The 11800-nt window shown below is 71.1% G+C and carries 12 protein-coding genes; 8 read left to right on the forward strand and 4 right to left on the reverse strand.

Going from position 1 to position 11800, the window contains the following annotated elements; translation table 11 throughout:
* Window positions 1–108: 108 nt before the first annotated feature.
* The 7 genes from sigE to H9640_RS00640 all read left to right on the forward strand — a co-directional run bounded on the left by sigE (window position 109) and on the right by H9640_RS00640 (window position 6622).
* Window positions 109–744, forward strand: coding sequence for an RNA polymerase sigma factor SigE (gene sigE, locus H9640_RS00610; RefSeq protein ID WP_318243578.1), 636 nt, complete (start codon window positions 109–111; stop codon window positions 742–744).
* Complete coding sequence (locus H9640_RS00615; protein WP_191788816.1) at window positions 741–1757, forward strand: anti-sigma factor family protein; 1017 nt, start codon at window positions 741–743, stop codon at window positions 1755–1757. Before sigE ends, H9640_RS00615 begins: the two co-directional genes overlap by 4 nt.
* Entirely contained in the window at window positions 1754–3361 is a 1608-nt protein-coding gene (locus H9640_RS00620) for a S1C family serine protease (protein ID WP_191788817.1), read from the forward strand. Before H9640_RS00615 ends, H9640_RS00620 begins: the two co-directional genes overlap by 4 nt.
* Before the next feature lie 9 nt (window positions 3362–3370).
* The gene (locus H9640_RS00625) at window positions 3371–3748 is read left to right on the forward strand and encodes a twin-arginine translocase TatA/TatE family subunit (protein WP_191788818.1); all 378 of its coding nucleotides are present in this window, start codon (window positions 3371–3373) and stop codon (window positions 3746–3748) included.
* Between the two features lie 68 nt (window positions 3749–3816).
* Window positions 3817–4854, forward strand: coding sequence for a tryptophan--tRNA ligase (trpS, locus tag H9640_RS00630; RefSeq protein WP_191788819.1), 1038 nt, complete (start codon window positions 3817–3819; stop codon window positions 4852–4854).
* Complete coding sequence (locus tag H9640_RS00635; RefSeq protein ID WP_191788820.1) at window positions 4854–5405, forward strand: 2'-5' RNA ligase family protein; 552 nt, start codon at window positions 4854–4856, stop codon at window positions 5403–5405. Before trpS ends, H9640_RS00635 begins: the two co-directional genes overlap by 1 nt.
* Before the next feature lie 29 nt (window positions 5406–5434).
* Window positions 5435–6622 carry a YihY/virulence factor BrkB family protein gene (locus H9640_RS00640; protein WP_191788821.1) on the forward strand — a complete coding sequence of 396 codons (1188 nt, stop codon included), beginning with the start codon at window positions 5435–5437 and terminating at the stop codon, window positions 6620–6622.
* Window positions 6623–6691: 69 nt separating this feature from the next.
* Here the strand turns inward: H9640_RS00640 and H9640_RS00645 are convergent, their stop codons facing one another.
* The 4 genes from H9640_RS00645 to sdhC form a co-directional block, all read right to left on the reverse strand.
* Complete coding sequence (locus H9640_RS00645) at window positions 6692–7465, reverse strand: succinate dehydrogenase iron-sulfur subunit (protein WP_191788822.1); 774 nt, start codon at window positions 7463–7465, stop codon at window positions 6692–6694.
* A complete protein-coding gene (gene sdhA, locus H9640_RS00650; RefSeq protein WP_191788823.1) occupies window positions 7465–9297 on the reverse strand; it encodes a succinate dehydrogenase flavoprotein subunit in 1833 nt (610 codons plus the stop codon). The genes H9640_RS00645 and sdhA overlap by 1 nt, the downstream gene beginning before the upstream one ends.
* 83 nt (window positions 9298–9380) lie before the next feature.
* Complete coding sequence (gene sdhD, locus H9640_RS00655; protein ID WP_191788824.1) at window positions 9381–9842, reverse strand: succinate dehydrogenase, hydrophobic membrane anchor protein; 462 nt, start codon at window positions 9840–9842, stop codon at window positions 9381–9383.
* Window positions 9842–10225, reverse strand: a complete 384-nt coding sequence (gene sdhC / locus H9640_RS00660) for a succinate dehydrogenase, cytochrome b556 subunit (RefSeq protein WP_082608862.1) — start codon at window positions 10223–10225, stop codon at window positions 9842–9844. Before sdhC ends, sdhD begins: the two co-directional genes overlap by 1 nt.
* A 335-nt stretch (window positions 10226–10560) precedes the next feature.
* Between sdhC and H9640_RS00665 the strand changes: the two genes are divergently transcribed.
* Window positions 10561–11730 carry a mannose-1-phosphate guanylyltransferase gene (locus H9640_RS00665; protein WP_191788825.1) on the forward strand — a complete coding sequence of 390 codons (1170 nt, stop codon included), beginning with the start codon at window positions 10561–10563 and terminating at the stop codon, window positions 11728–11730.
* Window positions 11731–11800: the final 70 nt, after the last annotated feature.

Raw genomic sequence — 11800 nt, forward strand, 5'->3', positions numbered from 1 at the left:
CTGGCTGGAGCGTGTTCGGGGGGAGGTTTCGTGCACGTCGTGTCGACGTCCCCGTGCGCGTGGGAACGGATGCGGGTCCCGCGGCGTTGAGAGGGGACAATGGACCGTGTGAGCAGTGACGTGAGTGCCCAGCCCTGGACGCCCCCCTCGTGGGACCAGATCGTGCGGGAGCACTCCGCGCGCGTGTACCGGCTGGCGTACCGCCTGACGGGGAACCAGCACGACGCCGAGGACCTGACCCAGGAGACCTTCATCCGGGTGTTCCGCTCGTTGTCGAGCTACACGCCCGGGACGTTCGAGGGCTGGCTGCACCGCATCACGACCAACCTCTTCCTGGACCAGGTGCGGCGCAAGCAGCGCATCCGTATGGAGGCCATGGGGGACGACTCGGCGCAGTACCCGGCCACGGGCGAGATGACCCACCCGGAGCGAGGGTACGAGCACACGAACCTCGACCACGACGTGCAGCGGGCGCTCGACGCCCTGTCCCCGGAGTACCGTGCGGCGGTCGTGCTGTGCGACATCGAGGGACTGAGCTACGAGGAGATCGCCGTCACGCTCGGGATCAAGCTGGGCACGGTGCGCTCGCGCATCCACCGCGCCCGCACCCAGCTCCGGGCGGCGCTGCCGCACCGTGATCCTTCGGAGCGCCCCGGGAACGACGTCGGCGACCTGACCTCGGCGGACACCGCCGTCGACGAGCTGGCCGCGCTCGCGACGCACACCGCACCGGGGGGACCATGACGCACCTCGGGACGCTCGTCAGCGCTCTCGCCGACGACCAGCTCTCACCGGCCACGCGTGAGCGTGCACTGACGCACGTCGCGGGCTGCGACCAGTGCGCCGCGGAGCTCGCGGTGGCGCGTGCGGTGCGCAAGCGGCTGTCGTGCGCACGGGACGTGCTGCCCACGACGGACCTGACCTCTCGTCTGCTCGCGCTGTCGTCGGAGATGCCCGCCGCGCAGGGGGACCCGCTGCGGCAGGGGCCACCGGTGCGAGACCCCTGGGCCGCGTCGCCCGAGGCCGGAGCGTTGCGGGACGCCCTCACGGGGGACTTCGTGGCGCACGCCCGACGACGTCGCGCGCGTCGCGTGGCCGTCGCGGCCTCGAGCGGGGTCGCCGTGCTCGCCGTCGCGCTGTTCACGCTCGGCGACCGTCCGGTGGTCGTGCCCGACCGGCACGTGGCAGCCCCGCTGACCCTTCTCGCACAGGCCGGGAACGAGGTGCGCGACGCGGCCGGCGCCGACCTGGTGCCGGTGCTGCCCTCGACGGGCGGGTCGGGGACGAGCGCCGCGGGTGCGGACCCGGGCGCGGCATCCGGCGACTCGATGGACCTGGTCGACTCGGCCGCGCTCGCATGGATGGCCGACCACGGCTGGACGAGCCCGTCAGGGATGCTCGAAGGGTTCGACGTGACGGGCGTCCACCTCGTCGGCGAGGACAAGGACGTCCTGCAGGTCGACCTCGCGGGCCCCGCGGGGACGATCGTGGTGCGCGAGCAGCTGGGCCGGCTGGACACCACGTCGCTGACCCGGTCCGAAGGGTTCGACGGACGCGCGGTCTACGTCCTGTCCGACGAGCCGTGGCACGTCGTGTGGCAGGCTGGGGACACGGTGATCGACGTGGTGGCCGAGGCTCGCAAGGAGGTCCTCGCCGCGTTCGTGGCGACGTTCCCGGCGCACGACTTCGACGAGGGGGTCCCGGCCCGCATCTCCCGGGGATGGACGACCATGACAGGAGCCTTGGGCACCCCATGACCGCACACGACTCAGCGCCCGGACCCGCGGAGCCGCAGCCGGCCCTACCGCCGCGCCCCACGCCGGAGCCCGCACCGACGACGCCCGAGCCTGCGCAGGCCGCGACGCAGGCCGCGACGCAGGCCGCGGCGCCGCCGCCTGAGCCGCGCAACCCCTTCGCGCCGCCGTCGGCCTACCGGCCCACGCCCGGTGCACCGCTGACGCCCGCCGTCCAGACACCTCCTGCGGCTCCGGCCGCCCCCGCGCCGACGGCACAGCACGACACGCGCCCGTACGGTGCACCGCTCGGCTCCTTGCCCGTCGCGCGCCCCGGCCTTCCGGGCTACGGCGCCGCCCAGGGAACGCAGCCCCCGGTCCCGCCACCGCCGTCCTACCAGGTGCGCCGCCCCGGGACGTACCCGCCGGGGCAGATGCCCCAGCAGCAGGAGCTGCCGACGCACCCGCAGCCGGGACCGTCGCCGACCCCCGTCGAGCCCTGGGCCGCGCAGACGGCGGTGGCCCCGCCGAAGCGACGCCGGCTCGGTGCGGGCGCGGTCGCCGGTATCGCGGCGCTCGCCCTGGTCGCCGGCGCCGTGGGCGGAGTCGCGGCCGACCGGATCGTCGACGGGACGGACCGCCGACCCGTGGACGTCTCGCTCCCCGCAGCGGGCACGGCACCGGGGGAGGAGCGCCCTGCGGGATCGGTCGCGGCCGTCGCGGCGAGCGTCCTGCCGAGCGTGGTCTCGCTCCAGGTGGAGGGTGCGGACGGCGTCTCCACGGGGTCGGGCTTCGTGATCCGGGAGGACGGGTTCATCCTCACGAACAACCACGTCGTCGCGGGAGGTGCGTCCGGTGGTGAGGTCACGGTGCTCTTCGCCGACGGCAGCGAGCGTCCTGCCGAGATCGTCGGCCGCACCCCCGACTACGACCTCGCGGTCGTCAAGGTCGACGAGACGGGGCTGACCCCTCTCGTGCTGGGCGACAGCGACGCGGTCGTCGTCGGCGACCCCGTCGTCGCGATCGGTGCGCCGCTCGGTCTCAACGGGACGGTCACCACGGGGATCGTGAGCGCGCTGCACCGACCGGTCGCAGCCGGCGACTCGGCGGAGACCGCCTTCATCGACGCGATCCAGACGGACGCCGCGATCAACCCCGGCAACTCGGGGGGACCGCTCGTCAACGGGGCGGGGGAGGTCGTCGGGGTGAACTCGGCGATCGCGCAGCCGCCGGGCACGGGTGCGGCCACGGGCAGCATCGGGCTGGGGTTCGCGATCCCGTCGAACCAGGCACGGCGCACCGCGGAGGAGCTCATGGCGAGCGGTACGGCCACCTACCCGGTGATCGGCGTGCTGCTCGACTCGCGCTACCAGGGCGAGGGCGTCCAGGTGACGACCGAGCCGCAGGGTGGTCAGGCTCCCGTGACGGCCGACGGCCCGGCCGCCGTGGCCGGGATCCAGGCGGGTGACGTCATCCTGTCGATCGACGGCAGGCCTGTGAGCCAGAGCGACGAGCTCATCGTCGCGATCAGGGCCAAGGCGCCCGGGGACACCGTGACGCTGCGCGTCCGCACGGAAGACCAGGAGCGCGACGTCCGCGTCGTGCTCGACGAAGCCACGAGCGAGTAGTCTGACCGCGTGTTCGGAATCAACGGCTGGGAATTCGGGATCATTCTGGTGGTCGCCGTGATCGTCATCGGTCCGGAGAGGCTGCCCCGGTACGCCGAACAGCTCGGCGCGTTCGTCCGCACCGCCCGCGGCTTCCTGAAGGACGCCAAGGAGCGGGTGGACGACGAGCTGGGCGACCAGGTGGGCGACGTGGACTGGTCCAAGCTGGACCCGCGGCAGTACGACCCGCGCCGCATCGTCCGGGAGGCGCTGCTCGACGACGACGTGCTCAGCCCGCCCTCGCGCCCGCGTGCCCCGGGCCCCGTCCCGCCCCCGCCCTCCGGGGGCCCCGTCGCCGAGGTGCCAGTGCCAGGACGGCGCGCCCCCTTCGACGACGAGGCGACCTGAGGCCGGTCCCGTCCCGGACGCCTGGCACCGGATTCGGCCAGGGCACGGCGACCTGTCAGAATGGGGCAATGGTCAACGAGGTTCCCGGCGTACGGCGTCCACGCATCTTCTCGGGGATGCAGCCCACGGAGGATTCCCTCCAGCTGGGCAACTACATCGGGGCTCTGAGCCAGTGGGTCGCCCTGCAGGAGTCCTACGACGCGATCTACTGCGTCGTCGACATGCACGCCCTGACGGTCAACCCCGAGCCGGAGAAGCTCCGCGAGCGCACGCGCCGCACCGCGGCCCAGTACCTGGCGGGCGGGGTGGACCCCGACGGGTCGACGCTGTTCGTGCAGTCGCACGTCCCCGAGCACGCCGAGCTCGCCTGGGTGCTCTCGTGCCAGACCGGCTTCGGCGAGGCCGGACGCATGACCCAGTTCAAGGACAAGTCCGCGAAGCAGGGCACGGACGGCACGACGGTGGGGCTCTTCACCTATCCCGTGCTCATGGCTGCCGACATCCTGCTCTACGACGCCGCACTGGTCCCGGTCGGTGAGGACCAGCGACAGCACCTCGAGCTCGCGCGCAACCTGGCCGAGCGCCTCAACTCCCGGTTCGGGGAGGACACCGCGGTCGTCCCCGAGCCGCACATCGTCAAGGCCGTCGCGAAGATCTACGACCTGCAGGAACCCACGGCCAAGATGAGCAAGTCCTCCTCGGGGGGCAAGGGGGTCGTCTGGCTGCTCGAGGACCCCAAGGTCGCGGCCAAGCGCATCAGGTCGGCGGCGACGGACTCGGAGAACGAGATCCGCTACGACCCGGTGGCCAAGCCCGGCATCTCGAACCTCCTGACGATCTTCTCCGCACTGACGTCACGGCCCGTCGCGGACATCGCCGCGGACTACGAGGGCAAGGGCTACGGGCACCTCAAGGTGGCCCTGGCCGAGGTCGTGGTCGACTTCCTGACCCCGTTCCAGGCGCGGGCGAACGAGTACCTGTCGGACCCGGCGGAGCTCGACGCCGTCCTCGCACGCGGTGCGGAGAGGGCTCGGGGCCTGGCTCAGGCGACCCTCGACCGGATCTACGACCGGGTCGGCCTGCTGCCTGCTCGTCGGACACGCTGATGAACCTCCCGGAGCGGGGTCCGCACCAGGTGCGGATCGGTATCGCGATCGAGATCCCCGAGCCCTACGGCACCGCCCTCCAGGAGGCACGGGCCGCGTTCGGCGACCCGTTCGCGGGAGACATCCCGCCGCACATCACGCTGCTCGGGCCGACCGTGGTGGACGAGTCCGACCTCGACGAGGTCTACGCCCATCTCGAGGGCGTCGTGGCTCAGGCGGCGCCGTTCCGGGTCATCCTGCGCGGGTCGGGGACGTTCCGCCCCGTCTCGCCCGTGGTCTTCGTGATCGTCGCGCAGGGGATCGCCGAGTGCGAGGGGCTCGAGGGGGCGGTGCGGTCGGGCATCCTCGACCAGGAGCTGCGCTTCAACTACCACCCGCACGTGACGGTCGCGCACGAGGTCGACGACGAGGCGCTGGACCTCGCGTTCGACGAGATGGCCGGGTTCGAGGCGGCGTTCGACGTCACGGGCATCCACCTCTACGAGCACGGGGACGACGGCGTGTGGCGGCCGGCCCGCAGGTTCGAGCTCACCGGGCTGTCGGACGGGTGAGACGGGCGGTCGTCTTCTAGGCTCGGGCGATGACCCAGGCAACCAACCCGGCACCCGATCGCAAGGCCGGGGCCGTACGTCCGGGCCGTGACGGCCCCTCCTCCGACGCCCAGAAGACGAGTACCCCGCACGCCCGCACGCCCCGCACCGCGCGCGGCACCACGCCCGACGGCAGCGCCCCCGACGCCCCGGGGGCGGTCGCCCGCCTGACGGCCCGTGCGAAGGCCGTCCAGGCCTGGTGGAACACGACCCGCCCGGCCAGGGCGCTCGCGCAGTACGGGGTCCAGCGCGGAGCCCTCCTGTGCGGTGGCATGGCCTACTCGGCGCTGTTCTCGCTGTTCGCCGGGCTGACGATCTTCTACACGGCCTTCATGGCGTTCCTGGGCAACAGGGAGGAGCTGCGCGACGAGATCTTCGCGCAGATCGACAAGGCGATCCCGGGACTGATCAAGCAGACGCCCAACGGGCCGGGCGTCATCTCGCCCGACGACCTGATCCTGGACCGTGGTTTCGACCTGTCGAGCATCATCGCGGTGTTCGTGCTGCTCTTCAGCGCGATCTCCTTCATGGCGGCGCTGCGCACCTCGACCCGGGCGATGTTCTCGCTCACGGACGTGGGGCAGAACCCTGTGCTGTCCAAGCTGCGCGAGCTGGGCGGGTTCGCCGTGCTCGGGATCAGTGTCGTCATCTCTGCGGCAGCGACCGTCGTGGTCCAGACGCTCGGGGCGACGCTCTTCGGCGACGGCGTCCTGGCGTCGGTCCTGGTGCCCGTGGTCGGCATCTTCGTCGGGCTCGTCTTCGACGCGATCGTGGTCCTGCTGATCATCCGCTTCGTCGCGGGCGTACAGCCGCCGCGCAAGGACCTGTACATCGGCGCCCTGGCGGCGGCGGCCGCCTTCGGGGTGCTGCGGTACCTCGGGACGAGCATCATCGTCGGGAGCTCGTCGCGCAACGCGCTGCTGGGCTCGTTCGCGACGTTCGTGACGATCCTGCTGCTCGCCAACTTCGTCACACGGATCCTGCTGATGGTCGCGGCGTGGATCGCGGACCCGCCGGCACAACCGACCGCGGACGAGCTGCGGGAGCGGGCCGAGGCGGAGCAGGACGAACGCCTCGAGGCCCGGGTCCGTCGCGGGGCCGGGTACGGCTATCCCTGGAGCCCCGTCGTCCGTGGGGTCCGCCGGGGCAGAGCGCCCAGGGTGTCCGTCAAGATCTGAGCCGACGAACGCCGACGGCGGCCCACCGGCAGGAGCCGGGGACCGCCGTCGGGCAGTGCGGGAGACGTGTCAGAACGCGCGGGTGATCATCGCGCGCTTGACCTCCTGGATGGCCTTGGTGACCTCGATGCCACGGGGGCACGCCTCGGTGCAGTTGAAGGTCGTGCGGCAGCGCCACACGCCCTCCTTGTCGTTGAGGATCTCCAGGCGCTGGGCCGCTCCCTCGTCGCGCGAGTCGAAGATGAAGCGGTGGGCGTTGACGATCGCCGCGGGGCCGAAGTACTGCCCGTCGGTCCAGAACACGGGGCAGGACGACGTGCACGCCGCGCACAGGATGCACTTGGTCGTGTCGTCGAACCGCTCGCGCTGCTCGGCCGACTGCAGGCGCTCCTTGCTGGGCTCGTTCCCCGAGGTGATGAGGAACGGCATGATCTCGCGGTAGGAGGCGAAGAACGGCTCCATGTCGACGACCAGGTCCTTGATGACCGGCAGGCCCTTGATGGGCTCGACGGTGATCGGCTTGTCCGGGTTGACGTCCTTGAGCAGCGTCTTGCAGGCCAGGCGGTTGCGGCCGTTGATCCGCATCGCGTCCGACCCGCAGATCCCGTGCGCGCACGAGCGACGGAAGGTCAGCGAGCCGTCGTGCTCCCACTTGATCTTGTGCAGGGCGTCGAGGACGCGGTCCGTGCCGTGGGCCAGGACCGTGTACTCCTCCCAGTACGCGTCCTCGCCGTGCTCGGACTCGGGGTTGTACCGGCGGAGCTTGATCGTGACCTCGAAGGAGGGCACGGCACCGACCTCGGTCTTCTCAGAACCGGCAGGGGCTTCGAGTGTGGCAGTCATCAGTACTTACGCTCCATGGGCTCGTACCGGGTCTGGGTGACGGGCTTGGAACCCAGCACGATCTTGTAGGAATCGAACTCCTCGACGTGGTCGAAGTAGCCGTCGACGTGACCGTCGGCGGTGTCGCCGGCGGACGTGGGGCGACGGTAGGCCATCGTGTGGAGCATGTAGTTGGCGTCGTCGCGGTTCGGGTAGTCCTCGCGGTAGTGACCGCCGCGCGACTCCTTGCGGTTGATCGCGGCGATGACCGTGACCTCGGCGATGTCGAGCAGGAAGCCCAGCTCGATGGCCTCGAGGAGGTCGGTGTTGAACAGGCGTCCCTTGTCCTGGACCGAGACGTTGCGGTAGCGGTCCTGGAGGGTGCGGATGTCCGAGAGCGCCTGGTCGAGCGACTCGCCCGTGCGGAACACCTGGGCGTTGGCGTCCATGGTCTCCTGGAGCGCCTTGCGGACGTCGGCCACACGCTCGCCGTCGGGCCGGTTGCGCATCTCGTCGAGCTGCGCGATCACGGCCGCTGCAGGGTTCTCGGGGAGCTCGCGGTACTCGGCCGTCGCGGCGTACCGCGCGGCCTCGCGACCGGCGCGCTTGCCGAACACGTTGATGTCGAGGAGCGAGTTGGTGCCGAGGCGGTTCGATCCGTGGACCGAGACGCACGCGACCTCGCCGGCCGCGTACAGGCCGCGCACGACGTTGTGACCGTCGCGCAGCACCTCGCCGCCGACGTTGGTCGGGATGCCGCCCATGGCGTAGTGCGCCGTGGGGTAGACGGGCACGGGCTCCGTGTAGGGCTCGATGCCGAGGTACGTGCGCGCGAACTCCGTGATGTCCGGCAGCTTGGCGTCGATGTGCGCGGGCTCGAGGTGCGTGAGGTCGAGCAGGACGTAGTCCTTGTTCGGCCCGGCGCCGCGGCCCTCGCGGACCTCGTTCGCCATCGAGCGGGCGACGATGTCGCGCGGGGCCAGGTCCTTGATGGTCGGGGCGTAGCGCTCCATGAAGCGCTCGCCCTCGCCGTTGCGCAGGATGCCGCCCTCACCACGGGCGGCCTCCGACAGGAGGATGCCGAGCCCCGCGAGGCCCGTCGGGTGGAACTGGAAGAACTCCATGTCCTCGAGCGGCAGGCCGCGCCGGTAGGCGAGCGCCATGCCGTCGCCCGTGAGGGTGTGCGCGTTGGACGTCGTCTTGAAGATCTTGCCCGCGCCGCCCGTGGCGAAGATGATCGCCTTGGCCTGGAACACGTGGATCTCGCCGGTCGCGAGGTCGTAGGCGACGACGCCCGTCGCGTTGACCTGCTCGCCGTCGGGCACGTCCTCGGCCGCGAGGTCGTGGTCCGTGATGAGGTCCAGGACGTAGAACTCGTTGAAGAACTCGACGTTCTGCTTGACGCAGTTCTGGTAGAGCGTCTGGAGGATCATGTGACCCGTGCGGTCCGCGGCGTAGCACGAGCGGCGTACCGCGGCCTCGCCGTGGTTGCGCGTGTGCCCGCCGAAGCGGCGCTGGTCGATCTTGCCCTCGGGCGTGCGGTTGAACGGCAGGCCCATGCGCTCGAGGTCGAGCACCGCGTCGATGGCCTCCTTGGCCATGATCTCCGCGGCGTCCTGGTCGACGAGGTAGTCGCCGCCCTTGACCGTGTCGAACGTGTGCCACTCCCAGTTGTCCTCCTCGACGTTCGCGAGGGCGGCGCACATGCCGCCCTGCGCCGCGCCGGTGTGGGACCGGGTGGGGTAGAGCTTCGAGATGACCGCCGTACGGACCTTGCCGGACGACTCCAGTGCCGCGCGCATGCCGGCGCCGCCTGCTCCGACGATGACGACGTCGTACTGATGGGTTTGCATCGGTGTCGATGCCTCCTGTGACGAGTGGGAAGGGGGGACGGGACGTCAGGCGACGGCTGGGGGAACGTCGCCGGGCGGGTCCGTCAGGCGGTGCAGAACGACGGGAGCTGGTAGTCCAGGGCGTTCGGGGGGCACGGGTCGAACGTGAAGACCACGAGCGTGCCGAGCACGGTGACGACCACGAACGCGAGGTACAGCGCGAGCTTGAGCACGAGGCGCGTGCCGTCGCGCTGCGCGTAGTCGTTGATGATCGTACGGACGCCGTTGGTGCCGTGGATCATCGCGAGCCACAGCATCAGGAGGTCCCAGACCTGCCAGAACGGGGAGGCCCACTTGCCGGCGACGAAGCCGAAGTCGATCGCGTGGACGCCCTCGCCGACCATGAGGTTGACGAACAGGTGCCCGAAGATCAGGACGATCAGCACGACGCCCGAGGCGCGCATGAAGACCCAGCTGTACAGCTCGTAGTTCGAGCGCGTGGACTTCTGCCGCTTGTACGGGTCGCGGGGGGCCGCGAGGGGAGAGCTGGTGCTCGTGGTGCTCATCAGTGCCCACCTCCGAAGACGTTCATGAGGTGGCGGGGCAGGAAGCCCGCCATCGTCACGGCGAACAGGCCGACGACGACCCAGAGCATGGTGCGCTGGTACTTGGGCCCCTTGGCCCAGAAGTCGACGAGGATGATCCGGACACCGTTGAAGGCGTGGAACACGATGGCGGCCACGAGGCCGGCCTCTCCGAGTCCCATGATCACGGTCTTGTAGGTGCCGATCACGGCGTCGTACGCCTCGGGCGAGACTCGTACAAGTGCTGTGTCCAGCACGTGCACGAGGAGGAAGAAGAAGATGAGCACGCCGGTCACGCGATGCGCGACCCACGACCACATGCCTTCACGGCCGCGGTACAGCGTGCCAGCAGGTGCACTGGGCACTTAGGGGCCTCCTGTGGCGAGTTCAGGGGTGAGATATCGAGCTGGACGACGTCGTCCGCCGGGGGCCGTTCACGACCGCTCCGCGCCGAGGCTCTGGCGAGTCCGGTGGAGCGGCAGATCCAGGGCTCGCCGGAGTCCGCCGATATCCGTCTCTGGGGTTCCACCATAGTGACACCGGCATCGTGGTGCGGACCGCGGGGGGTTCCAGGCGGCCCGGCCACCCCTGTTTGTGACCCATTCCACACGGGGGTCGATGGCTCGTGGATGCCCGTCCACGGGAGGTCGCCGCACGCCCGGTCACGCGTCGGTCACGCGTCGGTCACTATGCTTCGAGGATGTCGACGCACCCTTCTCCCGCTCCTGCTCCCGCACCCGCCGACTCGACCTCGCAGGTCCCGGCGATCCCCGGTTTCTACGCCGTGATCCCCGCAGGGGGAGCCGGCACCAGGCTCTGGCCCCTCTCGCGCCGTGGCAACCCCAAGTTCCTGCTGGACCTCACCGGGGCCGGGCGATCGCTGCTGCAGGCCACGGTCGACCGGCTCGTCCCCCTCGCCGGTGAGGAAGGCATCGTCCTCGTGACGGGCCGGCAGCACGTCGCCTCGGCACGCACCCAGCTCCCGACCCTGCGGGACGACGCGCTGCTGGCCGAGCCCTCTCCCCGGGACTCGATGGCCGCGATCGGCCTGGCCGCCGCGGTGCTCGAGCAGCGGCACGGCGACGTCGTGATCGGTTCGTTCGCGGCGGACCAGGTCATCACCGGACGGGCGGCGTTCGAGCAGGCCGTCCGTGAGGGTGTGGAGGCGGCCCGGGCGGGATACGTCGTCACGGTCGGGATCGCGGCCTCCCGGCCGTCGACGGCCTTCGGCTACGTCAAGAGCGGGGCCTCGCTCGACCTCGAGGGCGCTCCCAGCGCGCTGCACGCCGAGGGGTTCACCGAGAAGCCCGACGCGGCGACCGCCCAGCGGTACGTCCGCTCGGGGGAGTACCGCTGGAACGCGGGCATGTTCATCACCCGCACGTCGGTCCTGCTGGGGCACCTCGCGGACCAGCGCCCCGAGCTGCACGACGGTCTGCGTACCGTGGCCGCGGCCTGGGACACCCCGGACCGCGACCGCGTCCTGGCGGAGGTCTGGCCCGGTCTCGAGAAGATCGCGATCGACCACGCGGTCGCGGAGCCGGTCGCGGCCGTGGGCGGGGTCGCGGTCGTCCCGGGGAACTTCGGCTGGGACGACATCGGTGACTTCAACTCTCTCGCCGCGCTGCTCCCCTCGGCCGACGAGTCGGGTTCCAAGGTCCTCGGCGACGTCGGGCGCGTCGTGCGGCACGAGAGCGCGGGCTCGGTCGTCGTCCCCGCGAGCAACCGGGTCGTGACCGTCCTGGGGCTCGACGACGTCGTGGTCGTCGACACGCCCGACGCGCTCCTGGTCACCACGCGGGCGCGGGCCCAGCAGGTCAAGTCGATGGTCGACCTCGTGCGTGAGCGCGGCCTGGACGAGCTGCTCTGACGCCTCGCGCCCGGGTGCGCGGGTGCACGGGCCAGCGGCGCCGTCGGGCACGGAGGGGTTCCTCCTGCCC

Source organism: Oerskovia gallyi, assembly GCF_014836745.1.
Classification (GTDB): Bacteria; Actinomycetota; Actinomycetes; order Actinomycetales; family Cellulomonadaceae; genus Oerskovia; species Oerskovia paurometabola.